General features: G+C 68.5%; 23 protein-coding genes. 14 read left to right on the top strand and 9 right to left on the bottom strand.

The genetic code is table 11. From position 1 onward, the window contains the following. The first annotated feature begins 61 nt into the window (after positions 1 to 61). On the top strand, positions 62 to 763 hold the full coding sequence (locus ACTHL9_RS13620) for a TIGR03089 family protein (protein ID WP_440519821.1): 702 nt from the start codon (positions 62 to 64) through the stop codon (positions 761 to 763). On the opposite strand, the gene ACTHL9_RS13615 is transcribed toward ACTHL9_RS13620, so the two are convergent. Continuing rightward, positions 764 to 1,318, bottom strand: a complete 555-nt coding sequence (locus ACTHL9_RS13615; protein ID WP_440519819.1) for a GtrA family protein — start codon at positions 1,316 to 1,318, stop codon at positions 764 to 766. Between the two features lie 166 nt (positions 1,319 to 1,484). On the opposite strand from ACTHL9_RS13615, the gene ACTHL9_RS13610 reads away from it, so the two are divergent. Genes ACTHL9_RS13610 through manA form a run of 4 tightly spaced genes read left to right on the top strand, consistent with a single transcriptional unit; the run spans position 1,485 to position 6,180 of the window. Next, a complete protein-coding gene (locus tag ACTHL9_RS13610) occupies positions 1,485 to 2,672 on the top strand; it encodes a 5-(carboxyamino)imidazole ribonucleotide synthase (RefSeq protein WP_440519818.1) in 1,188 nt (395 codons plus the stop codon). Next, a complete protein-coding gene (gene purE / locus ACTHL9_RS13605; protein WP_440519816.1) occupies positions 2,669 to 3,229 on the top strand; it encodes a 5-(carboxyamino)imidazole ribonucleotide mutase in 561 nt (186 codons plus the stop codon). The genes ACTHL9_RS13610 and purE overlap by 4 nt, the downstream gene beginning before the upstream one ends. An 11-nt stretch (positions 3,230 to 3,240) precedes the next feature. Beyond that, a complete protein-coding gene (locus tag ACTHL9_RS13600) occupies positions 3,241 to 4,866 on the top strand; it encodes an LCP family protein (RefSeq protein WP_440519815.1) in 1,626 nt (541 codons plus the stop codon). Between the two features lie 60 nt (positions 4,867 to 4,926). After that, complete coding sequence (manA, locus tag ACTHL9_RS13595) at positions 4,927 to 6,180, top strand: mannose-6-phosphate isomerase, class I (RefSeq protein WP_440519813.1); 1,254 nt, start codon at positions 4,927 to 4,929, stop codon at positions 6,178 to 6,180. Here manA and ACTHL9_RS13590 read toward each other — a convergent pair. Then, positions 6,177 to 7,259, bottom strand: coding sequence for a lipid II:glycine glycyltransferase FemX (locus ACTHL9_RS13590; protein WP_440519811.1), 1,083 nt, complete (start codon positions 7,257 to 7,259; stop codon positions 6,177 to 6,179). The two genes, manA and ACTHL9_RS13590, sit on opposite strands and share 4 nt — an antisense overlap. 62 nt (positions 7,260 to 7,321) lie before the next feature. Beyond that, the gene (glpX, locus tag ACTHL9_RS13585) at positions 7,322 to 8,359 is read right to left on the bottom strand and encodes a class II fructose-bisphosphatase (protein WP_440519809.1); all 1,038 of its coding nucleotides are present in this window, start codon (positions 8,357 to 8,359) and stop codon (positions 7,322 to 7,324) included. A 143-nt stretch (positions 8,360 to 8,502) separates the two neighbouring features. Here glpX and ACTHL9_RS13580 point away from each other — a divergent pair, with 143 nt between their 5' ends. The 4 genes from ACTHL9_RS13580 (at position 8,503) to ACTHL9_RS13565 (ending at position 12,007) form a co-directional block, all read left to right on the top strand. Beyond that, on the top strand, positions 8,503 to 9,108 hold the full coding sequence (locus ACTHL9_RS13580; RefSeq protein WP_440519807.1) for a DUF4245 domain-containing protein: 606 nt from the start codon (positions 8,503 to 8,505) through the stop codon (positions 9,106 to 9,108). Positions 9,109 to 9,169: 61 nt separating this feature from the next. Further along, entirely contained in the window at positions 9,170 to 9,784 is a 615-nt protein-coding gene (locus tag ACTHL9_RS13575) for a carbonic anhydrase (protein WP_440519805.1), read from the top strand. Positions 9,785 to 9,848: 64 nt separating this feature from the next. After that, positions 9,849 to 11,279: a class II fumarate hydratase gene (locus ACTHL9_RS13570; protein ID WP_440519804.1), complete on the top strand. Its 1,431-nt coding sequence runs from the start codon at positions 9,849 to 9,851 to the stop codon at positions 11,277 to 11,279. Positions 11,280 to 11,533: 254 nt separating this feature from the next. After that, on the top strand, positions 11,534 to 12,007 hold the full coding sequence (locus ACTHL9_RS13565) for an NUDIX hydrolase (protein WP_440519803.1): 474 nt from the start codon (positions 11,534 to 11,536) through the stop codon (positions 12,005 to 12,007). Here ACTHL9_RS13565 and ACTHL9_RS13560 read toward each other — a convergent pair. Both ACTHL9_RS13560 and ACTHL9_RS13555 read right to left on the bottom strand, forming a co-directional pair. Further along, positions 12,004 to 12,516, bottom strand: coding sequence for a prepilin peptidase (locus tag ACTHL9_RS13560; protein WP_440519802.1), 513 nt, complete (start codon positions 12,514 to 12,516; stop codon positions 12,004 to 12,006). The two genes, ACTHL9_RS13565 and ACTHL9_RS13560, sit on opposite strands and share 4 nt — an antisense overlap. Positions 12,517 to 12,637: 121 nt before the next feature. After that, positions 12,638 to 13,960, bottom strand: a complete 1,323-nt coding sequence (locus tag ACTHL9_RS13555) for a PhoH family protein (RefSeq protein ID WP_440519837.1) — start codon at positions 13,958 to 13,960, stop codon at positions 12,638 to 12,640. Positions 13,961 to 14,233: 273 nt separating this feature from the next. Here ACTHL9_RS13555 and ACTHL9_RS13550 point away from each other — a divergent pair, with 273 nt between their 5' ends. Together ACTHL9_RS13550 and ACTHL9_RS13545 are read left to right on the top strand one after the other, a co-directional pair. Next, a complete protein-coding gene (locus tag ACTHL9_RS13550) occupies positions 14,234 to 14,890 on the top strand; it encodes a GntR family transcriptional regulator (protein ID WP_440519801.1) in 657 nt (218 codons plus the stop codon). A 54-nt stretch (positions 14,891 to 14,944) separates the two neighbouring features. Beyond that, positions 14,945 to 16,144 carry an MFS transporter gene (locus ACTHL9_RS13545; protein ID WP_440519799.1) on the top strand — a complete coding sequence of 400 codons (1,200 nt, stop codon included), beginning with the start codon at positions 14,945 to 14,947 and terminating at the stop codon, positions 16,142 to 16,144. Here the strand turns inward: ACTHL9_RS13545 and ACTHL9_RS13540 are convergent, their stop codons facing one another. Then, positions 16,145 to 16,906 carry an isoprenyl transferase gene (locus tag ACTHL9_RS13540; protein ID WP_440519798.1) on the bottom strand — a complete coding sequence of 254 codons (762 nt, stop codon included), beginning with the start codon at positions 16,904 to 16,906 and terminating at the stop codon, positions 16,145 to 16,147. Between the two features lie 121 nt (positions 16,907 to 17,027). Between ACTHL9_RS13540 and trhA the strand changes: the two genes are divergently transcribed. Continuing rightward, positions 17,028 to 17,702: a PAQR family membrane homeostasis protein TrhA gene (gene trhA / locus ACTHL9_RS13535; protein ID WP_440519796.1), complete on the top strand. Its 675-nt coding sequence runs from the start codon at positions 17,028 to 17,030 to the stop codon at positions 17,700 to 17,702. 6 nt (positions 17,703 to 17,708) lie between these two features. Here trhA and ACTHL9_RS13530 read toward each other — a convergent pair whose 3' ends face one another. The 3 genes from ACTHL9_RS13530 to mca all read right to left on the bottom strand — a co-directional run bounded on the left by ACTHL9_RS13530 (position 17,709) and on the right by mca (position 22,530). After that, a complete protein-coding gene (locus ACTHL9_RS13530) occupies positions 17,709 to 19,814 on the bottom strand; it encodes a thioredoxin domain-containing protein (protein WP_440519795.1) in 2,106 nt (701 codons plus the stop codon). Positions 19,815 to 21,302: 1,488 nt separating this feature from the next. Continuing rightward, the gene (locus ACTHL9_RS13525) at positions 21,303 to 21,581 is read right to left on the bottom strand and encodes a hypothetical protein (protein WP_440519793.1); all 279 of its coding nucleotides are present in this window, start codon (positions 21,579 to 21,581) and stop codon (positions 21,303 to 21,305) included. A gap of 52 nt (positions 21,582 to 21,633) precedes the next feature. Continuing rightward, a complete protein-coding gene (mca, locus tag ACTHL9_RS13520; RefSeq protein WP_440519791.1) occupies positions 21,634 to 22,530 on the bottom strand; it encodes a mycothiol conjugate amidase Mca in 897 nt (298 codons plus the stop codon). 18 nt (positions 22,531 to 22,548) lie between these two features. Between mca and ACTHL9_RS13515 the strand changes: the two genes are divergently transcribed. Both ACTHL9_RS13515 and greA read left to right on the top strand, forming a co-directional pair. After that, positions 22,549 to 22,980: a DUF4307 domain-containing protein gene (locus tag ACTHL9_RS13515; protein WP_440519790.1), complete on the top strand. Its 432-nt coding sequence runs from the start codon at positions 22,549 to 22,551 to the stop codon at positions 22,978 to 22,980. A 212-nt stretch (positions 22,981 to 23,192) separates the two neighbouring features. After that, positions 23,193 to 23,684: a transcription elongation factor GreA gene (gene greA, locus ACTHL9_RS13510; RefSeq protein WP_440519789.1), complete on the top strand. Its 492-nt coding sequence runs from the start codon at positions 23,193 to 23,195 to the stop codon at positions 23,682 to 23,684. Positions 23,685 to 23,924: the final 240 nt, after the last annotated feature.

Here is a 23,924-nt window from a genome sequence, read left to right as displayed (position 1 = left end):
CCACGCCCGAACGCGTGTCGCGGGCTGCTCCAGCCGACGCGCAGTGCGGCACCATGGACCCATGGCACCCACCGCACCGCTGACTGTCGCCGACCTCCTCCACCGCCTCCGCGCGGGCAACTCCGCCGCCCCGCGCCTCACTTGGTACGGGTCCGGAGGCGAACGAGTCGAACTGTCGGGGAGAGTGCTGGACAACTGGGCCGCCAAGACTTCCAACCTGCTGGTGGAAGAGCTCGATGTGGAGCCTGGTGCTCGGTTCCGGCTCGACCTTCCGCCGCATTGGAAGACCGCCGTGCTCGCTCTTGCGGCGTGGCAGGCAGGCGCGATCCTCGTGGACGGCGAGACGGAGCTCTTGTTCTCGGCCAGAGCGGATGGGGCGCCTCCGGCGGGCGCCACGAGAGTCGTCGTCGCCCTCGGCGCGCTCGACCTCGCCTACTCGGGGACGCTCTCCCCCGGCGACGTGGACTACGCGGCCTTGGTGCGGCAATTCGCCGACTCCTTCGATCCCTTCGATCCGCCGGCCGCGGACGACGACGCTGCTCGCCTCGGCGGCGACGCCTTGACCCAGTCTGAGCTGCTGGGGCGATGGGCCGTGCCTGCCGAGGCCAGTGCCCGCATCCTCGTGGACGCGTCGCGTCCCCTCACCGAGGTGCTCGCAGCGCTCCTCGGGGCCTGGGCGGCAGACGGCTCGGCCGTCCTGCGGCATCAGGACGTGGCGGACACACCAGCCCTGCGCAAGGCCGAACGGATCACCGCCGGCTGACTAGCGTTCGGGCTGCTCGCCCACCACCGGCTGCTCGCCGGTGACCGCTATCCGATCCTCGTGATGGTGGTCGAAGATCTCGTGGTCCACCTCGTAGCCGGGCTCGGAGTCGAGTTCCTCATTGAAGACCCAGAACCGGTAGGCGAAGAACCTGAAGATGGTGCCGAGAACAAGGCCCACCACGCTGCCTGCCACGAAGATGGAGACCTTGTCGGTCATGAGCAGGACGTACTTGGTGACCGCGACACAGCCCGCGGCGATCAGCAGGCCCACGCCGTTCATGACGGCGAAGAGCACCGCTTCCCGCACCACGTTCGCCTGCTTGCGATGGCGGAAGGTCCAGTAGCGGTTGGCGACCCACGAGAAGATGCTGGCGATGATGGTCGCGATCGACTTGGCCCAGACCTCGCCGCTGTGCAGTGGGCCGTTGAGGAGCCAGATGAACACGGCGGAGTCGACGACGAACGCGAGGCCACCGACCGTGCCGAACTTCGCCACCTCCCGCCAGAAGAGCGAGACGAGACCGCGCAGCCGATCCGAAATGGCGTTGATCATGTTCCTCCGAGACTGTTCGTGCACTTCCGACCCCTGCCTCGGGGGCCCGCTGCGTGCTCTAGCGGCGGCACGCTCAGACGACTATTCTACGCGCCGCCCTCAGTGGCCCTCAGGGTCCTGTCAGACTTCACAGGGTCGCGCGTTCCGGGTTCGGTAGGCTTGGCGGGTGAGTTTTCCTGTGATCGGCGTCGTCGGCGGCGGCCAACTGGCCCGCATGATGGCCCCTCCCGCCACTGCCCTCGGGATCGAGCTGCGCGTCCTCGCTGAGGCCGAGGACGTCTCCGCGGTCCCCGCCGTGCCGAATGCGCCCGTTGGGGACTACCGCAGCCTCCAGGACCTGCGTGAGTTCGCACGCGAGGTGGACGTCCTCACGTTCGACCATGAGCACGTCCCCACTGAGCACCTTCTCGCGCTCATGGCCGAGGGCGTCAACGTGCAGCCCGGACCCGCCGCGCTCGTCCACGCCCAGGACAAGCTGCGGATGCGCGCCGCGGTCGACCGGCTCGGCCTTCCCAACCCCCGCTGGGCCGCCGTCCATCACGTCGAGGACCTCATCGCGTTCGGGGACGAGATCGGGTGGCCGATCGTCCTCAAGACGCCGCGCGGCGGCTACGACGGGAAGGGCGTGCGCGTCCTCGGATCCTCCGCTGACGCCTCGGCCTCGATCGACTGGTTCGGCGCCATGAGTCCCCTCCTGGCCGAGGAGATGGTTCCCTTCACGCGCGAGCTCTCCGCCCTGATTGCCCGCACCCCGAGCGGCGCCTCGCAGGCGTGGCCGGTCGTGCACACGATCCAAGTGGATGGGGTGTGCGACGAGGTCATCGCGCCCGCGCCCGGCCTCGACCCCGCCGTCGCCGAGGCCGCGCAGGCTGCCGCGCTCGCCATCGCCAACGAACTCGGCGTCACCGGCGTCATGGCCGCGGAACTCTTCGAGACCCCCGGGCGCGGCCCGGGCTTCCTCGTCAACGAGCTCGCCATGCGCCCGCACAACACCGGCCACTGGACGCAGGATGGCTGTGTCACGAGCCAGTTCGAGCAGCATCTGCGCGCAGTCCTGGACCTTCCCCTCGGCGGGACGGCGGTCCTCGGCGGATGGGCCGTGATGAAGAACATCCTGGGCGGTCAGAATCAGGACCTGTTCTCCGCCTATCCCGAAGCCCTCGCGTCCGACCCCGAGGCCAAGGTCCACACCTACGGCAAATCCGTGCGCCCCGGACGAAAGATCGGTCACGTCAACCTCGTCGGCGGACCGGGAACGGATCCGAAGGAACTCCGGGCCCGCGCAGCCCACGTGGCCGCAGTAGTCCGGGACGGGGCAGACCGCGTCGAAACGATCACACAGGAGAGCGCATGAGCACGCCGGGCCGCCAGCCCCTCGTCGGCCTCGTCATGGGGTCGGACTCCGACTGGAACGTCATGGAGGCCGCCGCGGATGCACTCTCCGAGTTCGGCGTTCCCTTCGAGGCCGATGTCGTCTCGGCTCACCGTATGCCGCACGAGATGATCGCGTACGGGTCGAAGGCGCGCGAGCGCGGGCTGCGCGCCATCATCGCGGGAGCAGGAGGCGCGGCCCACCTGCCGGGGATGCTCGCCTCGGTGACCACGCTGCCCGTCATCGGCGTGCCCGTCCCGCTCAAGACTCTGGACGGCATGGACTCGCTCCTCTCGATCGTTCAGATGCCCGCGGGCGTGCCCGTCGCCACGGTCTCGATCGGGGGTGCACGCAACGCCGGGCTCCTCGCCGTGCGACTTCTTGCCTCCGGAACTGACGAACTCGCCGCGCGCCTCTCGGAAGATCTGTCCCGTTTCGCGGACGATCTCAATGCGACGGCATCGCGCAAGGGCGAATCCTTGCGCCGGAAGGTCGCCGAAGTGTTCGCGGCGGACAGCAGCCAGGGAGAGCCTGGGTAAGGAGAGCGCGCATGGTGATCCACGCCCAGCAGGCAGCGCCCGGCGGCATGTCTTCCCGGAGCCGGCTGACCGAGCCGCTGAGGCATCCGGAGCAGGCGCCCTCTGGCGTCCGCACGAGGCGGGCCTTGGTGCTCCTCGCCCTGACGCTTGTGCTGCCCGGCAGCGCCCAGCTCATCGCAGGGAGCCGGGTCCTTGCGCGGCGGGCGCTCACCGTGACCGCGGCGGCATGGATCGCCGTGCTGCTCGCCGTCGTCGTCGGGCTCATCAATCGTGGGCTGCTGCTCACGCTCGTCACCGATCCGGTCGCGTCCCTCGTCGTCATCGTGGTGCTGCTCGTCCTCGCGGTCGGCTGGGCCCTCATCTGGATCAACACCCTCCGGATCATCCGCGTCCCACTGCTGGTGCGGCGCCTGCGTCCCGCCGTCATCGCCGCTCTCGTCCTGTGCCTCGTGGCCACGAGCGGAAGCCTCGCCTATGCCGCGTACCTCACTAACGTCGCCCGCGGCGCCGTCGGGAGCATCTTCTCCGGCGGCCCCGCCATCGCTCCCGTCAACGGCCGCTACAACTTCCTCCTGATGGGCGGCGACGCGGGGGCGGACCGCACTGGCCGTCGCCCGGACAGCCTGTCGGTGCTGAGCGTGGATGCTTCCACGGGCCGTACGGCCATCATCTCCGTTCCCCGCAACCTGCAGAACGCCCAGTTCGCCGAGGGCTCCCCCATGCGGTCCGTCTACCCCGACGGCTACAACTGCGGCAATGACTGCCTGATCAACGCGATCAACACCGAGGTCACGGAGAAGTACAAGAACCTCTACCCGGGCGTCGCCGATCCCGGCGCCCAGGCCACCATGGAGGCGGTGTCGGGGACCCTTGGCATCAAGGTGCAGGCCTACGTCCTGGTGGACATGGACGGGTTCGCCCAGCTCATCGACGCATTGGGCGGAATCCGCATCGATGCCGGCGGCTGGGTGCCGATCAGCGGCGCGGCAACCGACGACAGCGGCGATCATGAGCCCCCGCTCGGCTGGATCGCGCCCGGCCCGCAGACCCTCGACGGGTACCACGCCCTCTGGTACGGGCGCTCGCGCGAATACGCGAGCGACTATGACCGGATTGCGCGCCAGCAGTGCATCCAGCAGGCAATGATCAATCAGCTGAACCCGGCCACCGTCCTGTCCAAGTTCGAATCGATCGCGAACGCCGGGACCAAGGTGGTCGAGTCCAACATCTCCTCGTCCCAGCTCGGCAGCTTCGTCGACCTCGCCATGAAGGGCAAGGGACAGCCGGTCAGCCGCCTGGTGATCGGGCCGCCAGACTTCCCCGCGGACTTCCCCACGTACCCGGATTTCGACCAGATCCACGCGAAGGTCCAGAGCGCACTCTCTGCGTCGTCGGCCTCGCCGTCGCCGAAGGCTGCCGGGGCAGGGCGCGGCTCTGCCGGCGGCCCGGCTCTCGCGGCACCGGCCGTCCTTGCGCCGACAGTCCTTTCTGGGCAGGCGCCAGCGAACCAATACAACCAGACGGGTCCAGATGGAGTGCCCGTCAACGCTGCACGGCTCGACTACCTCGTGAAGACGGGCCAGAGCCAGATCCTGGACGCCATCATGGCCGACAACGGCCAATGCAAACCCCTGTGAGATCCCTCAACACCTCGAGCAGTACCCGTTCACCCGACTGAGAGGCCCCCGGACCACCGAATGCATCGACTGCTGAACACCCTGCGCCCGTACGCCTGGGGCTCGACCACCGCCATCGCGGAGCTCCTCGGTCGCGAGCCGTCGGGAGGTCCGGAGGCTGAGCTGTGGATCGGCGCGCACCCTGATTCCCCCTCCCAGGTCCACGCCGGCGATCAGACGCAGGGGACCGGGCTGGACAGTGTGATCGACGGCTACCCGGAGGCCGCTCTGGGCGAGGCCAGCATCGAGGCCTTCGGCGCACGGCTTCCCTTCCTGCTCAAGGTTCTGGCGGCGGACCGCCCTCTGTCCCTACAGGTTCATCCGACGCTGGAGCAGGCGCGAGCCGGCTTCGCCGCGGAGGACGCCGCCGGGGTGAGCCGCAGCGCGCCCGACCGGAACTACAAGGACGACAATCACAAACCCGAGATGATCTTCGCCCTCAGCCGCTTCGAGGCGCTCTGCGGGTTCCGCAGCGCGGCCGACGCAGCGGCGCGCTTCGAGGAACTCACGGCGCTCCTTGTGGGGCAGGGCGCGGCTGAGGTCACCGAGCAGGTTGCCGAACTCCTCCGGGATCCGGACGAGGAAGAGGCGCTGCGCGGAGCGTTCGCCCGCCTGATCGCGGGCGGGGGGCAGGTGCGCGCCGCGGTGGGGGCCGCCGCTGCCGCGATCATCGCTGCCCGCGCGGACGATCCGGGACTGCGAACAGTCGCCGCCCTCGCGCAGGACTACGCCGACGATCCGGGGGTCCTCGTCTCGCTTCTGCTGAACCGCGTGACCCTCGAACCGGGCCAGGCCCTGGCCCTCGGAGCGGGCAACGTCCACGCCTACCTTTCGGGCCTCGGGATCGAGGTCATGGCGTCCTCGGACAACGTGCTGCGGGGCGGTCTGACCACCAAGCACGTGGACGTGGCCGAACTGCTCAAGACCGTGCGCTTCGCGTCGCTGCCGGTCCCGTTCCTGACGGCGGTCGAGTCGGGGCTCGGCCAGGAGATCTACCGCCCTCCGTTCGACGAGTTCCAACTCCAGCGCATCCGCGTCGCGCCACAGACGGGTGAGGACAGCCGCGAGCCCGTGCCAGTCGCCCAGGCGGGCGCCGCCGTCGTCCTTGTGGTGGAAGGCTCGCTCACGCTGGACACGCCGAAGGGCGATCTGCTCCTCGGGCGCGGCGAATCAGCCTTCATCCCAGCTGTCGAGGCACCAGCCCTTGCACACGCGGGCGACGACGGCGTCGTCGCCTTCGCCGTGACGACGAACCTTGGCGGGGACCTCGGCTAGGCTCCCGGCCTGAGGCGCCTCAGGGCGCCCTTTGCCTGGCGGGCGCCGGTCTTTGCGAGGGATCGACCCCGCTGCAGTGCGCGCCGGGCGATCGGCATTCCGGTCGAGTAGACGGGGTAGAGGGGCGAGAGCGGAAGCTCCCAGGTGCCGGAGAGTAGATTCTCGTGCTGTGCGAACTGCTTCTTGAAGTCAGAGATGCCGTCGTTGAGCAGGCCGTTCAGGTCGTAGCGGGCGCAGCCCTCGGCCTTCATGGCCGTGAATGCAGCCCACTTGACGCCGTAGTTCGCGCGCGCCTTCTGTCCGGCCTCCGTGACGCCTCCATACAGCTCGAACGCGGTCCCCGCGCTCTTGGCGATCCACACGAAGGCGACCGCCTGGTCGCCGTCGAACGCGGCCACGACCGGCGAATCGCCGCCGAGGAAGCGCCAGATGTCGCGGTAGTAGGCGTCGGAGTGAATGCCGAAGCCCGCGCGGCGCGCCGTCTCGCGGTAGATCGCGAGGACCTGCTCGAGTTCCGCCTCGGAGGCCACCTTGCGGAACTCGAGCCGGCTCTTGAGGTTCTTGCGCACGTTGGCCCGCGTGGTCCGCGACATGGCCGCCATGAGCTCGTCCTCGCCCTGCTGCAGGTCCAGGATGAGCGTGCGCGGGATGAGGATCGTGCTCTCCGTGCGTCGGAACCCAGCCGCTTCGAGCCCTCGCTCCCCCGCCGATCCCGCATCCCAGTCCGGTTCGGCCACAAGGGCCACCGAACCTTGCGTCGAGCGGAGGTGGCGGGCGACGGCGTCCAGCACCCGGGCCGCATCCTCTGGCGCGCAGACGGGCCCGCGGGAGATGTAGGCCAACGACTTGAGCGGCCACGGCAACCCCCGGTATAGGATCTGGGCCCCGCCCAGGGGAGTGCCGTCGTCGTCGACAATCAGCCGCTCGACCCGCCAGTGATGCGCCGCCTTGACCTCGCCCCATCCCCACAGCTGGAGCGGATGGCCGCCCAGTTCGTTGACCAGGCCGTCCCATTCGCTGCGGTCGGTGCAGGGGCGGGCGGTCGCTTCGCCGGCGCGCAACTGGCTCTCGGGGGTCATGATCCTCCTGTGGTGGGGCAACGCTGTGGGCCGCGGGCCAGTCTAGCCGCGAACCGCAGCCGTCAGGACCGGCGGGCCCAGTTCTCCCACTTGCTCGCGTGGTGCTCGGCGTCCACGAATCGCACGGTCCCCGACTTGGACCGCATGACGATCGACTGGGTCTTGACCCGATCCTTCTCGTACCGGACGCCCTTGAGGAGGTCGCCGTCGGTGATGCCGGTCGCGGCGAAGTAGCAGTTGTCGCTGCTCACCAGGTCGTTGGTGGTCAGGACGCGCTCGAGGTCGTGGCCGGCGTCGAGGGCCTTCTGCTTCTCCTCGTCGCTCGTGGGCCACAGCCGGCCCTGAATCACGCCGCCGAGGGACTTGATCGCGCACGCGGCCACAATCCCCTCGGGCGTCCCGCCGATGCCCATGAGGGCGTCGACCCCCGTGCCCGAGCGCGCGGCGGCGATTGCGCCCGCCACGTCGCCGTCCATGATGAACTTGGTGCGCGCGCCCGCCGCACGGATCTCCTCGACCAGCGGCTTGTGGCGGTCGCGGTCCAGAATGCACACGTTGATCTGGTTGACCTTGACGCCCTTCGCCTTCGCGATGAGGTGCAGGTTCTGCTTGACCGGGAGGCGGAGGTCCACGAGGTCGGCTGCCTCGGGGCCCGTCACGAGCTTCTCCATGTAGAAGACCGCCGAGGGATCGAACATGGTGCCACGCTCGGCGACGGCGAGGACCGCGAGGGCGTTGTTGATGCCGAGTGCGGTGAGGCGCGTCCCATCGATCGGGTCGACGGCCACGTCGACCTCAGGGCCCGTGCCGTCGCCCACGCGCTCGCCGTTGTACAGCATGGGGGCCTCGTCCTTCTCCCCCTCGCCGATGACCACGACGCCGTTGAAGTGCACGGTGTGGAGGAACGAACGCATCGCGTCGACGGCCGCGCCGTCAGCCCGGTTCTTGTCGCCGAAGCCCACCCAGTGGCCGCCAGCGATGGCGGCGGCCTCGGTGACGCGGACGAGCTCGAGGGCGAGGTTGCGGTCCGGCTCGTCGGCCCCGAGGGTGAGGGAGCTGGAGAGGGTCGAGTATTGGCTGTCGATCGGCGCAGGTGACACGGTGACCTCTTCTTCGAGTCGGATTTGTTTCGATCATAGTCTGCGGGCGCGCCCCCTGGGCCTGCGATGACGGCGATCACATGGGTCGTTGTGTGACTCGCGGACGGTCGGAGGGCGCCGGGGCGATCAGGGACAATGGAGGGGTGAGCAGCACCCCCGAAGCCCATTCCACAGCCGACCAGCCGGTGGCCAAGCCCGTTCTCACACCCGGGGCGGCGAAGCGCGCGAACGCGTCCGTCATCGGCATGATCATGGCACTTTCCGTGTCGCTGCTCGTGCTGGTGCCGATCATGCTGCTGAGCGCCAACTCGCAGAGCCAGGTCCACCGTCCGACTGTTGACGTGAGCGCCGTCGCGGCCAATGCGAAGGACACCGCGGGCTTCTCCCCGGCTGCTCCGGCTCTGCCCGACGGCTACTCGGCGAATTACGCCCGATGGGTGGCAGGCGGGTCGGACGGCGTGAGCCAGTGGGACGTGGGGTACGTCACCCCCAAGCAGCAGTTCGTGTCCGTGGTCCAGACGGCCACCGCGAACCCGACGTGGATCACGCAGCAGGTCAAGGATGCCCCGAAGACCGGGACGCGGAGCGCGGGAGGCGTGGAGTGGACGCTCTACGACAAGCCGGGGGTCGAGAAGAGCTACGTCGGCACCGTGGGGGGAACCACCGTCATCGTCTCCGGATCGGCAGACTTCTCGGAATTCGACGTCGTCGCGGCCGCGGTAGCCGCCTCGACAGCCACTGGGCGCTGATCGCGCGTCTGTGACGGGCGCCGCCCGATACAGGTAGACAGGTGGGTCTAGAGTAGAGGCCGTGTCTGAAACCCTCACTCCCGCGGAAGCCTGGCGCACCCTTCGTGAAGGCAACGAGCGCTTCGTCTCCGGAACGTCCATCCACCCGAACCAGGATTCTTCGCGCCGCAGCGAGCTCGTGGCGACCCAGAACCCGTTCTGCGTCGTCTTCGGCTGCTCTGACTCGCGCCTCGCGGCAGAGATCATCTTCGATCTGGGCCTGGGCGACGCCTTCGTGGTGCGCTCCGCCGGCCAGGTGATCGACGAGGCCGTCCTCGGGTCCCTCGAGTACGCGATCGACCCGCTCGGGGTGCCGCTCATCGTTGTCCTCGGCCATGACTCGTGCGGCGCGGTCACGGCCACGGTCAACGCGTACGAGACCGGAGAGATGCCGCAGGGCTTTGTCCGCGACCTCGTCGAGCGCATCATGCCCTCGGTGCTCACCGCGCAGCGCAACGGTGTCACGACGGTCAACGAGACCGTCGTCGAGCACGTCAAGCAGACCGGCAAACGGCTCCTCGAAACCTCCAAGGTGATCGCCACGGCGGTCGAGGAGGGGCGCACCGCCGTCCTCGGCGTCTGCTACCACCTCGGCGAGGGGAAGGCGGAGCTCGTCTCCGGTCTCGGCAACGTGTAGCACCGGCTTCGCCAGTTCACGACCGGTTCGGAGCGGCCACTCCCGGGGGTCTAATCTGGGTGCCATGACTGACTCTGCCGTGCAGGAAACTGCCGAATTCCGGATCGAACACGACACGATGGGCGAGGTGCGCGTGCCCGCTGCCGCCCTGTACCGTGCGCAGACGCAGCGTGCCGTCGAGAACTTCCCGATCTCGGGCAAGACCCTCGAGCGCAAGCACATTGAGGCGCTCGCGCGCGTGAAGAAGGCCGCCGCACGGGCGAACGAGGAGCTCGGCGTGATCGATGGGGATCTCGCCGACGCCATCGCCGATGCGGCTGACCGCGTCGCGACCGGCGAGTTCGACCAGCACTTCCCGATCGACGTCTTCCAGACCGGCTCGGGGACGTCCTCGAACATGAACATGAACGAGGTCCTGGCCGAGCTCGCCAGCCGCGCCCTCAAGGACAAGGGCGTGGACAAGGTGGTGCACCCCAACGACCACGTCAACGCGTCGCAGTCCTCGAACGACGTCTTCCCGACGTCCGTCCACGTCGCCGCTACGAACGCCCTGCTCAACGACCTCGTCCCCGCCCTGACCTACCTCGCGGCCTCGTTCAGCCGCAAGGCCGAGGAGTTCAAGGACGTCGTCAAGTCCGGCCGCACGCACCTCATGGACGCGACCCCCGTCACGCTCGGCCAGGAATTCTCCGGGTACGAGGCACAGATCCGCTACGGCATCGAGCGCATCGAGGCCTCACTCCCCCGCGTCGCCGAGGTCCCGCTCGGCGGCACCGCCGTGGGCACGGGCATCAACACGCCGGAGGGCTTCCCGCAGCGTGTGATCGCCCTCCTCGCCGAGGACACCTCGCTGCCGATCACCGAGGCCCGCAACCACTTCGAGGCGCAGGCGAACCGCGACGGGCTCATCGAAGCGTCCGGGCAGCTGCGGACGATCGCCTACTCGATCATGAAGATCTCGAACGACCTCCGCTGGATGGGCTCCGGCCCGAACACCGGCCTGGGCGAGATCGCCATCCCGGACCTCCAGCCGGGCTCGTCGATCATGCCGGGCAAGGTCAACCCCGTCATCTGCGAGGCGGCGATCATGGTGGCCGCACAGGTGATCGGCAACGACACGACGATCGCGCTCTCCTCGACGAACGGCGCCTTCGAGCTCAACGTCGGCATTCCGGTCATGGCCGCGAACCTGCTCGAGTCGATCCGCCTGCTGGCCAACACGGCCCGGGTCATGGCGGACAAGATGGTGGACGGCATTACGGCGAACGTCGAGCGTGCGCGGTTCCTCGCCGAGGCATCTCCCTCGATCGTGACCCCGCTCAACAAGTACATCGGGTACGAGAACGCCGCCGCGATCGCCAAGAAGGCCGTCAAGGAGGGCCTCACGATCCGGGAGGCCACGCTCGCTCTCGGCTTCGTGGAGCGTGGGGAGCTCACCGAGGAGCAGCTCGACAAGGCGCTTGATGTCACGACCATGACGGGGCGCAAGGCCTGACGCCGGGTGTGAAAGCGAGGGGGTCTCGTCCGAGGCCCCCTCGCTGCATTTCGTCAATCTCCCCATCTTCTCCGCCAACTTCCCCTCCTTTCCCCTGCTCTCGAGGTCTCCTCGGTGGCTCGAGGAAGCCGGTCCGGATCTATCCGCGGATCCGTCGCGTCGAAGTGAGTCTGCAAGCTCAAGAACTGGGGAATCCGGATCGGAAGCTGGGGAATCCGGCAAGGCCCAAGGCACGACTGAGTACGCTGGGATCCGTGCCCACCCCTGACTTCATCCTGGCCCTCCGCGACATGATCGGCGTTCACCCCCTCTGGCTTCCCGGCGTCAAGGCGGTGGTGACGGACGATGACGGGCGGCTGCTCCTCGTGCGCCGCGCCGACAACGGCCGGTGGACCGTGCCGGCGGGCATCGTGGAGCCGGGCGAGGAACCCGCGGCGACGGCGGTGCGGGAGGTCCTCGAGGAGACGGGGGTCCACGTGCGGATCAGCCATCTGGCCGGTGTGGCCACGACGGCACCGGTCGTCTACCCGAATGGCGACAACGCCCAGTATCTCGACGTCATCATGGCCTGCGCGTATCTGGCTGGAGAGGCCCGCGTGAGCGACGACGAGAACCTCGAGGTCGAGTGGTTCCGCCCCGACGCACTCCCCGACCTTCCGCCCCTGCACCGCCAGGCCATCGAGTGGGCCCTCGACCCGCAGCAGCGGGCCCATTTCGTGCAGGGCTAGGCCGGAAGCAGGAGCGCCAACGCCGCGCCCACGAGCATGAACGGCCCGAACGGGATGGCGGTCTTCCCTGTGCCCCGCCGCAGGACGATGAGCACGACGCCATAGAGCCCGCCCAGCAGGAACGCCGCCGCGGTGCCCCACAGGAGGTGCTCCCAGCTGAGGTAGCCGAGATAGAGGCCGAGCACGCCGGCGAGCTTGACGTCCCCAAAGCCCATGCCGGCCGGGTAGACAACGCGGAGCACAAAGTACACGGCCCACAGCACCGCACCGCCGCCCAGGACGCGGAGGACTGCAGCGCCGTCGAACGCCCCGCTGCCAAGCGCGGCCGCGAGGCTCAGGGGAACGGCGGCCCAATAGCTGGGCAGGACGATGCGGTTGGGCAGCAGGTGGCTGCGGATGTCGATGGCGGTCAGCCGCGCAGCCATCCAGGCGTAGTAGGCGAGGCACGCGACGACGAGCCAGAACGCGAGAGGGCTTTCCTGCCACAGCTCCGGGAGTCGGTGGGTCACCCTTGGACCCTATAGGACGGCGAGTCCTAGGTGGCGGAAGCGGCCGCCGCCTTCCTGGGGGTTCCAGCCTCCTGAGGTTCCCGAGGACGACGACGGCCGCTCACCTTGCGAGCCCAGGCGCCTAGATCTCGGCTCGCTCGAGGAGTTCCGTGACGAGCGCGGCGATCGGCGAACGCTCGGAACGCGTGAGCGTCACGTGTCCGAAGAGCGGGTGGCCCTTGAGCGTCTCGACGACGGCGGCGATCCCGTCGTGGCGGCCGACGCGGAGGTTGTCGCGCTGGGCCACATCGTGCGTGAGGACGATCTTCGAGTTCTGGCCGATCCGGCTCATGACGGTGAGCAGCACGTTCTTCTCGAGGGATTGCGCCTCGTCCACGATCACGAACGAATCGTGCAGGGAGCGCCCGCGAATGTGCGTGAGCGGGAGGACTTCGAGCATGCCGCGGTCCATGACCTCGTCGATCACGTCAGGGCCGGCGAGCGCCCCGAGCGTGTCGAAGACGGCCTGGCCCCACGGGTTCATCTTCTCGGCTTCGGTCCCGGGGAGGTAGCCGAGCTCCTGCCCGCCGACGGCGAACAGCGGCCGGAAGACCACGACCTTCTTGTGCTCCCGGCGCTCCATGACCGCCTCGAGGCCCGCACAGAGAGCAAGCGCGGACTTGCCGGTGCCGGCCTTGCCGCCAAGCGAGACGATCCCGACGCCGGGATCCAGGAGCAGGTCGATGGCGAGACGCTGCTCGGCCGAACGGCCGTGGAGGCCGAACACCTCCCTGTCCCCGCGCACGAGCCGCACCTGCTTGTCCGCGCCGACCCTGCCCAGGGCCGAGCCGCGGGGCGACATGATCACCAGGCCCGTATTGACGGGCATCTCCGCTGCCTCGGGCAGGAACACCGGCTCGTGCCCGTAGAGCGCGGCTACCTCGGCCTCGCCGGTCTCGATCTCCGCAACGCCGGTCCAGCCCGAGTCGACAATCTGCTCGTTGCGGTACTCGTCGGCTTCCAGCTGCATCGCAGAGGCCTTGACCCGCATGGGGAGGTCCTTCGACACGACGGTCACGAGCTTGCCCTCGTTCGCGAGGTTCTTCGCTACCGCGAGGATCCGCGCGTCGTTCTCCCCGCTGCGGAATCCGGCCGGCAGGACGTCCGCCGAGATGTGGTTGAGCTCCACCACGAGGGTTCCCCCGGCCGAGCCCAGCGGGACCGCAGTCCCGAGGCTGCCGTGCTCAACGCGCAAGTCGTCCAGGAGCCGCAGCGCCTTGCGCGCGAAGTAGCCCAGCTCGGGATCGTGCCGTTTTGCTTCCAGCTCCGTGATCACGACGACGGGGATCACGACTTCGTGCTCCGCGAAACGAAGCACGGCCCTCGGGTCGGAGAGCAGCACTGAGGTGTCCAACACGTAGGTCCGCCGAGCTCCAGCTTGTGCGGCGGACTCTTGGGACAGCATTCCAGCGGTCGTCACGTCGACTCCAGCCCCCGGGATTCCCCCGGCATTCTCCAGTTCCGTCCGGTTCGGCCGTGAGGCCGGTCCGGCCTCCTGGAGCTGCTGAAACGCAACGCCCATCCTCGGCCTCCCCGCATCGGGCAACGGATGCTGCCCGATGCCGCAACACTACGCCGGGCGGGGTGTCGAGCAGATGAACGCGGTGGGCATGTTGTTTGAATCACAAGGGATACGTTGTTGCATCTATCAATGTGGACAAGAGACTATGATGAGAGCATGCCGCTCCCGCCGCAGCCCTCCGGAACCTCCACCGCGGCCAACCGCGCCTACCTCTCGCTCGCAGAGGACATCGTGGCCGGAAGGCTCCAGCCGGGCTCCCTCATCACCGAGGGAGAGCGGGCCGAAGCGCTCGGCATGAGCCGGACCCCGATCCGCGAGGCGTTCCTGCGCCTCGCCTCGGAGGGCCTGTTGAGGCTCTATCCGAAGAAAGGCGCCGTGGTCACTGCAGAGGACGACGCCGCCGCCCGCCACCTGCTCGAAGCCCGCGTCATGCTCGAAGCAGAGTCCGTGCGGGCCGCAGGCAAGGACGAACGGACGACGACGTGGCGCACCCTCGAGGGCTTCCTCGCCGAGCAGGCTGACGCCCAGGCGAGCGGGGACGCCCTCGCCTTCGCGCGCGCTGACCACGCCTTCCATGCGGCCGTCGCCAGCGCCTCGCTGAACCCGCTGGTGGACGCCTTCTACTCCCAGCTCCGCCCTAGGCTCGCCCGCCTCACGCACGCCGTCGTCCGCAGCGGACGCTCCGATGTCGCCCGCTTCCTCGCCCAGCACCGCGAGCTCGCCGAGCTGTTCGCGCGCGGCGATGCCGCGGGCTACGCAAGCCTCCTCCGCTCCCACGTGGGCCTCGACGGCCCAGGAGCCTCCGGCTCCTGAAACCACGCTCCTCGAGCCGCCGCCACACGCCCGTCCGACCCAGAAAGCCCCTTCATGCGCCGCCCCTGGCTCCGTGCCTGCTCCGCCCTGTTCGCCATCGCGTGGGGTGGAAACCACTTCACTCCGCTTCTGCACCTCTACGAGGTGATGTTCCATTACTCCGCGGTCGCGGTGGACGTCTTCCTCGGCACGTACGTGGCGGGCCTCGTTCCCGGTCTCCTGGTCGGCGGCGCACTGTCCGACCGGCATGGTCGCCGCCCGATCGTGATGGCCGGCGTCCTGCTCTCGGCCGCGGCGAGCGTGGTCTTGGCCGCGGGAGCTGCGTCCGGATTCGCACTGTGCGTGGGGCGGTGCCTCGCGGGCACCTCGGTGGGCATCGCCATGTCCGTGGGCACGAGCTGGGTCAAGGAGCTCTCGGGACCGCGCTTCGATCCGGCCCTCTCGCCGGAACGCCGAACCTCAGCCGGCGCGCGCCGTCCGGCCCTCGCCCTCACGCTCGGCTTCGGTCTGGGCGCCGGAGTCGCCGGTTCGCTGGCCCAGTGGGGCCCCTTGCCCTCGCTGCTGCCGTACGCCGTGCACGTGCTGCTCGCGCTGGCTTCCCTCGCACTCGTGGTGCGGGTCCCGGAATCTACAGTAGACGTGTCGTCGCGGCCGGCCAGCCTGTGGGAGGACCTTCGGGTTCCCCTCGCAGGACATCGCCGCTTCGTCCGTGTGGTGCTGCCCGCGGCGCCGTGGATCTTCGCGACAGCCGGGATCGGCTACGCGGTGATCCCGCTGCTGGAGGCGCCCGTCATGGGCCAATGGGCCCTCGCCTATGCCACGGGCCTGACCGTCCTGACACTCGGAATCGGCGCGCTCGTGCAGCCGCTCGTGCCGCGCCTCAACGCGCTCACCCGGGGACGCGCCGGTCTTGTGGGACTCGGGGCGATGCTCCTCGGCCTCCTCGCGGCCGCGGAAAACGCCGTCGCGCTCTCGCCGTGGCTCGGCGCCCTCGCCGCGGCGGTGCTCGGCGCCGCCTATGGAACGTGCCTCGTTTCGGGCCTGGGTGAGGTTCAGTCGATCGCCGGCCCGGAGGACCTCGCAGGCCTCACCGGCGTCTACTACAGCCTCAGCTACATCGGCTTCCTGCTCCCGATCGTGCTCGCCGGACTCGCTGGCTTCGCCCCGTACGGCGTGCTCCTCCTGGGCGTTGCCGTGGTGTGCCTCGTCTGCCTCGTGGCCGTGGCGCGGGGACTCAGGACGACGGCGGCCTAGTCACGTCCCGAACCGGCGCTGGCGGCCTTCGTAGTCGCGAAGGGCCCGGAGGAAGTCGACCTTGCGGAAGTCCGGCCACAGCGCCTCGCAGAAGTAGAACTCGCTGTAGGCGCTCTGCCACATGAGGAAGCCCGAAAGGCGCTGCTCCCCGGATGTGCGGATCACGAGGTCGGGATCCGGCTGCCCCGCGGTGTAGAGGAACCGTGAGATGTCCTCGACGTCGAGTCGCTCGGCCAGGGCGCTGATGTCTTCCCCGCGGGCGAGCGCGTCGCGGAGGAGGTCGCGCACGGCGTCCACAATCTCGCGCCGGCCGCCGTAGCCCACTGCGACGTTGACGTGCAGGGGTTCCGACGGGCTCGGCTTCGCCGTGAGCCGCTCGAGGCGTTCGGCGAGGTGGTCCGGAAGGAGCTCGGGTGCGCCCATGGCGTGCACGGAGACGTTGGGGTCGTCGTCGAGGCGGTCAAGTGTCTCGGCGATGATCTCCGTGAGCTCGTTCAGCTCTTCGCTCGAGCGGCTCATGTTGTCGGTCGAGAGCATGTAGAGCGTCACGACCCGCACGCCGAGCTCGCGGCACCAGCCGAGGAACTCGTGGATCTTGTCGGCCCCCGCGCGGTGGCCCTGGCTCGTGGGCGCGTTGAACTGGCGCGCCCAGCGCCGATTGCCGTCCACCATGACGCCGATGTGCCGCGGCATCCCCTCGGGCGTCAGCGCCCTCTGGAGGCGCCGCTCGTAGTAGCCATAGAGGAATCCGGGCAGTTCCATCGACCCTCCCGCGCGCATGCTGTTCCGAGCCCGCGAGGGGCCTGTGCCTTCCTAAGGCTACCCCAGGGGAATTACTTGTTACCCGTGAGTAACTTACCCTTGCGTAAGTTAGAATTGCTGCATGCCTGACCTCGGCCTGAGCCGCGCCGAGCTCCTCGCCCTCAAGCCGTCCTGGCGCGGGTGGATCCACACCGTCGCTGCGCCGCTTGCCCTCGTGGCCGGCATCGTCCTGGTCACCATCGCGCCCGGGGCGGACCGGAAGATCGTGTGTGCCATCTACGCGCTCACAGGTCTCACCCTCTTCTCCGTCTCCGCCGTGTACCACCGCGGGAACTGGTCTGCGCGGACCAAGGCCGTGCTGAAGCGGATCGACCACACGAACATCATGTTCGTCATCGCCGGGACCTACACGCCGCTCTCGTGGGTGCTCCTGCCCCGCGACACCGGCGTCCTGCTGCTGTACCTCGTCTGGCCGGGCGCCATCCTCGGGGTGCTCTTCCGAGTCCTCTGGGTCGGCGCCCCGCGGTGGCTCTACGTGCCCATCTACGTGGTGCTCGGTTGCGCGGCATTCCTGTTCCTCCCCCAGTTCTTCGCCGCAAGCGTGCCCGCGGCGATCCTCATCTGCATCGGCGGCGCCTTCTACATTGCCGGCGCCGTCTTCTACGGGATCCGGCGCCCGAACTTCAGCTGGAAGCACTTCGGCTTCCACGAGTTCTTCCACGCCTTCACCGTGGCCGGTTTCGCGGTGCATTTCGCGGCGATCATCGTGGCGGTCCTCAACGCGCCCGTCGCCTAGCCGGGCTCAGCTGCCCCCGGCGAGCTGTTCGCGCAGGGCCTCGGCGCTGGCCACCGGAAGACGGCAGGCGAACTCCCGGCAGACGTAGGCGAGGGGACCGCCGTCGTTCGCCGCCTCGCGGTGCGCAAGGAGCGGCACCAGGGCGTCCTCCCCCGCCGGCTCCCCCACTGCGACCACGACCCCCGGACTCGTCGCCGCGAGCGCCTCGGCCTGCAGACGACGGCGCTGCTCACCGCGGTTCCCGACGACCGCCACCTCGAGCGGTCCGGCGAGCGACGCCTGAGCGACGGCCAGCAGCCAGCCAGCCACTCGGGCGCCCTGCGCGAGCATCCGGGGCAGGCCGCCGAGGATCGACGACGCGAGCGTGCGGTGGTCGGGCGAGCCGCTGTACGCGGCGTGGGTGAGGAGGGCTCCTGCCAGCAGGGACGCGCCACTCGGAGTCTCGGTGTCATGAGGGTCAAGGGTGCGTGCGCCGGCGAGCGCCGTCTGCACCGCCGTCGCCCCGGTTCGGTCCACGGCCTCATCGGAGAGGAGGCCATCAGCAACGAACCTTCGCGTGGCTGCGGCAAGGAGTTCCTCGGCCCACGCGTACCAGCGCTCCTCCCCCGTGGCGGCATAGAGTGCGAAGGCCCCCTCAGCACACGCGGCGTAGTCGCCCAGCAGACCTTCGATGCCCGCGGCAGTTCCCGCGTGCGAGACGCGCAGGAAGCGCGAGCCGTCCCAGTGGACCGTCTGAAGGAGTCCGGCGGCACGCCGGGCCTCCTCGAGCAGCTCCGGGCGGCCCAGAGCCCAGGCGGCGTCCGCGAGCGCAGCGACGGCGAGGCCATTCCATTCGGCCACCACCTTGTCGTCGCGCCCCGGCAGCCTCCGGCGAGAGCGGTCGGCGAGGAGCGCCGCGCGGTGGCGTTCGAACAGCTCGCGCTCTCGCGCTTCGAGTGCGCGGCCCGCATGAAGCGGCGCCGCCCTCCCGGCATGGGGGCCGCCCGGTAGGCCGAAGATGCCGGCGAGCCGCGCGGCGTCGTCGGCTGCCTCTGGACCGAGAGCCGCGGCGATTTCGTTCCGCGTCCAGACGTAGTACCCGCCCTCCACGCTCCGGCCATCACGCTCGGAATCGGCGTCGAGGGAAGAGGCGAAGCCGCCCTCGGGAAGGCCGAGTTCGCGGAGCATCCAGTCAGCCGTGAGCCCGGCGGCCGCTCTTGCTTCGTCGAGCGGGAACTCCTCCGAGCCGCCCAGCCGGATCCAATGGGCGAGCACGCGGAGGAGCTGCACATTGTCGTACAGCATCTTCTCGTAGTGCGGGAGCGACCAGTCCGCCGTCACCGAGTAGCGGGCGAAGCCCCCGCCGAGCGCGTCGAACAGCGCCGAGCGGCACATCGCGGCGAGGGTGCGGCCGGCGAGTGCGCGGGCGGCGACCGCCGAGTCGCCGTCGGCCTTCGCCGCACCTGCGTGCCGCACGAGGAATTCGAGCACGGGCGACGGCGGGAACTTGGGGGCGCCGCCGAAGCCGCCGTGCTCGGGGTCTTCCTTGCTGATGAGATCCGTCACCGCTCCGGCCAGGAGGTCGGGCTCGATCACTTCTGCTGGCGCGTCAATGTCAAGGAGGTGGGCCGAGAACACGCCGCCGAGCCCCTCGGCGAGCGCAGCGCCTTGGCGCTCCACGGCCTCGCGGCGTTCCGTCCATGCTTCCCAGACCGCATCGAGCACTTGCCGGAAGCTCGGCCGCCCCGGAACGGGACGCGGCGGGTAATAAGTCCCGGCGTAGAAGGCCCGCCCATCGGGCAGCGCGAAGATGCTCAGCGGCCAGCCGCCCTGCTCCCCCATCGCCTGGCACGCGGCCATGTAGACCGAGTCGACGTCAGGGCGTTCCTCGCGGTCCACCTTGATGCTCACGAATCGGCTGTTGAGCTCGTCGGCGGTGGTCTGGTCCTCGAAGGATTCATGGGCCATCACGTGGCACCAGTGGCACGCCGCGTAGCCGATGGAGATGAAAACCGGGACGTCGCGCCGCGTTGCCTCGGCGAAGGCCTCGTCGCCGTAGGGCTGCCAATCGACCGGGTTGCCGGCGTGCTGGCGGAGGTAGGCGGAGGCCTGTCCCGCGAGTCGGTTCGTCATACCCCTGAGTCTGCCCGAGTCGCGGGGCTGCTACACCTGGCAGCGGTACGCAGCGGTACACGCACGACGCCGGACATACTGGCATCAAGCGACTTCTCTCGCAAGAGCTGGCTAGATGAATTACCAAAGAATGTTCACCATCGAGGACCTGCATCGACTCGCCTCTATACCACACCAGTACATTCGCACTTCCCCGAGAAGACGAGATTTCGCAGAAAAGGACTCAATCTAAGTGGCGTCCCCATCAAATCTCAGTGTTGGCGCCGACCAACACTGAGATCCGACGTCGATGGTCAAAGCGACGTGATTGGAGACCGCGCCTCGCGTTCTTGAAAATGAAGCTCAGCCAGGGATAAATTCCTGAAAAAGGAACTTCGATTCAGGGGGTACAGGTCGAGCAACATCGATTCCGAGTGAATTTCGAATGCACTTCGGACAACGTCTAGTCGCGCTGACGACGACACAGCCGTCAGCCCCCCGCCTGATCCACCCCCAGAAGCCAACCCTAGGAGTCTGGCCCGTACCCGACATGGCCAGGGCCGCTGTCGAATCTATATCCAATCTGAAAGCTGGAATAAACGACGCCCCTTGAGAATTGCCCTTTAATCTCCTGCGAGAATGACTCCGCCTCCTCGACGGTGGCGAATACTCCAATAACAGGGTTGAAGGGCGAATCCTCCTGCATGACGATCCAAACCAGCGACATGATTCAAGCATACCTGAAAAATCACTTCACGCTGCAACAAATTTTCCTGCATTTCGCGCCACCTAATCGAACCCCACCCCATCGGACCATGGAAGTAGGAAAAGATGCGAAAGCTGATTGCACAGTTCTCATCCGCGCTCCTTGCCGGCGCAGCACTGATGACGGCCGAGCCTGCGTTCGCCGCTCCGGCTACACCAGCAGGAATCAGCGCGCCTCCAGGCGCGCCTTCCTATGACCCAGCTGTCCGTCCTCCAGGGCCGGGTGACCTCGTCTGGAAGGATCTCGCAGAGCTTGAAAAGCAGCCTGATCACTTCGAGGACACCCAGATGGGTCCCGTGCGCGACGCCAGAACCCGCGCACCCTCTGCTGTCATCAGCGGTCCGGCCGGCGTGAGGTGCACGATCGACACGGGGTCCATCTACAAGAGGAGCTCCGGTTGGATCTACCCCAATGGAAGCGTGGGTGGGCATCCAGCGACCCGGTGCACTATCCCGATGGTGAGCATCAACCAAAGCACGACGCTCTACAAGACCGTCTGGTGGGGCCTGCAGCGAGTCGCAGGTCCATTCAATAGCTTCAACCAAGGTCAGGCGTCCTTGACTCAAACGAGTCCGGAGGTAGTCTGCCAAGACCTGCGAAGCACAACTTTCCGAATGATTGTGCGAAGCACCGGAGTATTTCCCCAGGGAACCAGCGGAACGGCGTCCGCGTATGAGGAAGCGACCTTGCCTTGCGGGACGAACCCCTAGGTAAGCATTGATGCGCCCACGGCCAGAAGTGGGCTAGCGCGCCGACTTCTCGCCGTCAGCGCCCTCGGTGCCGTCGGAGTCCACCTCAGCCGTCTGACCCTCCCGCTCCTCGGCGACTTGGCTCCGGTACCGGACGCGGCGCAGACGGCGCACCATGTCCACGATCAGGAGGATCGTGATGAGGACGACGAACGCCGTCGCGAGGAATCCCCAGATGCCGGGCGAAACCTGGTCGTCTGTCAGGCCCGGACGGAGCGTCCCCGAGGGGCTGGGCGCGGGCGTGGCAGACAGGGCCAGAAGGAGGGAATGCACCCATCTATCTTAGCCGCGCGAACTATTGCCCGCCGTCACCACCCTTCGGCGGTCACCTGAGTCCGGCGAACAGGTCGGTCTCGATCTCTTCGGCTTCTGGAGTTCCCACGCTCGAGGAGATGAGGGAGTAGTCCTCCCACGGCCAGATGCGCTGACGCATCTCGAGCGACACAGCGAAGAACGAGCCGTTCGGGTCCACCTGGGAGGCGTGGGCGGCGAGCGCCCGGTCGCGGATCTTGAAGTACTTGGCGCACTCCACCTTGGTCGTGACGGGGTGGCGAGCAGCCCACGGGTGGTGCCCTTCGGCGTCGTCCTCTACCTCTGAGGCGACCCAGCGCGCGTAAGGCGATTCGAGCCCCGCCTCAAGGAGCGCGCGATGGAACGCCTGGTACTTGGTGACGTTGAAGGGGACGTCGTAGTACAGCTTCGCGGGGGCCCATGGTTCGCCGGCGTCGGGATATTCCTCTTCGAGGGGCGCTGCGCGGAAGGCCTCGACCGCCACCCGGTGGGCCATGATGTGGTCGGGGTGGGGGTAGCCGCCGTTCTCGTCGTACGCCACCACGACGTGCGGCCGGAACTCGCGGACCAGTCGGACGAGCGGGGCAGCCGCCTGCTTGAGCGGCAAGGTCGCGAATGCACCCCAGGGCAGCGGCGGCAGGGGGTCGCCCTCGGGAAGCCCGGAGTCGGTGAACCCGAGCCACCGGTGCTGCATCCCGATGATCCGCTGCGCCTCCGCCATCTCCAGTCGACGCACGCCCGCCATGTCCCTTGCGGCGTGAGCGTGGCCCACGAGCGCCGGGTTCTGGATGTCCCCGCGGGACCCATCAGTGCAGCTCACCACCATGACCTCGTGGCCCTCGTCGAGATACTTCGCCATCATGGGGGCACCCTTGCTGGATTCGTCGTCGGGGTGGGCGTGGACCGCGAGCAGACGCAGGTTCTCAGACACGCCTCCTAGAATAGACACGTGACCCAATCCCCCGGAGCAGCCGCCTCCCGGTATGCCCAGCGTTATGGCACGGCTCCGCGCCGAGGCCTCACTCGGCGCTCCGCCGGGCTGCTCGTGGCAGCCGTGCTCGTCGTCGTCGTCATTGGCGTCGCCGTGTTCGCGTGGAGCGGAAATCAGGCGACGGTGACGTTCAAGGACGTTGGGTACGCGACGCCGGACGCCTGGCACGCGTCGGAGGACTTCCAGGTGACGAAGGAGGCCTCGGCGACCGCCTATTGCGCGGTGAAGGCCTTGGACGATTCGTTCGCGGTTGTCGGGTGGAAACAGCTTGAATTCGGGCCTGTAGCCGGGGCTTCCGGGGAGACGACGCAGAACGCGCACGTCGATCTGCGGACCGAGAGCCAGGCCGTCTCGGTCGTCGTCGACTCGTGCTGGGTTGCGGGGACTTAGCCCCCGACCAACGGCCTGTTGGCGCCCACGCGGTGTGACACGCGCCGCACGCCAGCTTGGGATCCACTGCCGCGGTCACTACAATGGATAAATACTCAATGCCCCGTCGGAGCAGGCGGACCGGGCTCAGGCCCGGACTCGCGCCGCACCCCGGCGGGGTCTTTGCATGGTAGGCCGTGCCGGCATGGGCACGGATTGATGAGGGAGACGAGATGACCACCACCCACCATGGCGGCGCCTGGCTCACACAGGAGGCGTACGACCGCCTGAAGGCAGAGCTGGACCACCTTTCCGGTGCCGGCCGTCACGAGATCGTCGAGAAGATCGAAGCTGCCCGCCAGGAAGGCGACCTCAAGGAGAACGGCGGCTACCACGCGGCCAAGGAGGAGCAGGGCAAGATCGAGGCCCGTATCCGCCAACTTCAGGAGCTGCTGCGCAATGCCCAGGTAGGCGAGAAGCCCGCAGACGACGGCGTGGTCGAGCCGGGCATGCTCGTCGTGGCGAAGATCGCCGGAGACGAAGAGCGGTTCCTGCTCGGCTCGCGCGAGATTGCGGGTGACGCAGAGCTCGACGTGTTCAGCGAGAAGTCGCCCCTCGGCGCCGCGATCATCGGCCACAAGCAGGGCGAGAAGCTTTCCTACGTTGCGCCGAACGGCAAGGAGATCAAGGTCGAGATCATCTCGGCGACCCCTTACACGGGCTGATCGCTTTCCCCGAACGAACGACGGCGGCGCTGCACCTCCGGGTGCGGCGCCGCCGTCGTTCGTCGTCCCCTCCCGCTTGCGCCGTCACGTCCGCAGGGTCTTCCGGTTGCGGGGGGGGGGGGCGGGGCGCGCGGCGGCCGCGGCCGCCGCGCCGACCCAGCCGCCGGCGCGCCCGGCCCCCGCCGCGCCGGCGGGGGGGGCCCCCCCCCCCGCCCCGGGGCCCCCCCCGCCCCCCCCCCC

This window comes from Sinomonas sp., from assembly GCF_051955515.1.
GTDB lineage: Bacteria > Actinomycetota > Actinomycetes > Actinomycetales > Micrococcaceae > Sinomonas.
The sequence above is the reverse complement of the archived record's forward strand: the minus strand, read 5'-3'. Positions and strand labels throughout refer to the sequence as shown.

Bases quoted from the DNA above. Each gene is read 5' to 3' on its own strand.
- ACTHL9_RS13570 (WP_440519804.1), top strand. From the start codon at position 9,849: ATGACTGACTCTGCCGTGCAGGAAACTGCCGAATTCCGGATCGAACAC.
- ACTHL9_RS13620 (WP_440519821.1), top strand. From the start codon at position 62: ATGGCACCCACCGCACCGCTGACTGTCGCCGACCTCCTCCACCGCCTC.
- ACTHL9_RS13615 (WP_440519819.1), bottom strand. From the start codon at position 1,318: ATGATCAACGCCATTTCGGATCGGCTGCGCGGTCTCGTCTCGCTCTTC.
- ACTHL9_RS13600 (WP_440519815.1), top strand. From the start codon at position 3,241: ATGGTGATCCACGCCCAGCAGGCAGCGCCCGGCGGCATGTCTTCCCGG.
- ACTHL9_RS13540 (WP_440519798.1), bottom strand. From the start codon at position 16,906: ATGGAACTGCCCGGATTCCTCTATGGCTACTACGAGCGGCGCCTCCAG.
- ACTHL9_RS13530 (WP_440519795.1), bottom strand. From the start codon at position 19,814: ATGACGAACCGACTCGCGGGACAGGCCTCCGCCTACCTCCGCCAGCAC.
- ACTHL9_RS13550 (WP_440519801.1), top strand. From the start codon at position 14,234: ATGCCGCTCCCGCCGCAGCCCTCCGGAACCTCCACCGCGGCCAACCGC.
- manA (WP_440519813.1), top strand. From the start codon at position 4,927: ATGCATCGACTGCTGAACACCCTGCGCCCGTACGCCTGGGGCTCGACC.
- ACTHL9_RS13555 (WP_440519837.1), bottom strand. From the start codon at position 13,960: ATGCTGTCCCAAGAGTCCGCCGCACAAGCTGGAGCTCGGCGGACCTAC.
- ACTHL9_RS13545 (WP_440519799.1), top strand. From the start codon at position 14,945: ATGCGCCGCCCCTGGCTCCGTGCCTGCTCCGCCCTGTTCGCCATCGCG.
- greA (WP_440519789.1), top strand. From the start codon at position 23,193: ATGACCACCACCCACCATGGCGGCGCCTGGCTCACACAGGAGGCGTAC.
- ACTHL9_RS13590 (WP_440519811.1), bottom strand. From the start codon at position 7,259: ATGACCCCCGAGAGCCAGTTGCGCGCCGGCGAAGCGACCGCCCGCCCC.
- trhA (WP_440519796.1), top strand. From the start codon at position 17,028: ATGCCTGACCTCGGCCTGAGCCGCGCCGAGCTCCTCGCCCTCAAGCCG.
- purE (WP_440519816.1), top strand. From the start codon at position 2,669: ATGAGCACGCCGGGCCGCCAGCCCCTCGTCGGCCTCGTCATGGGGTCG.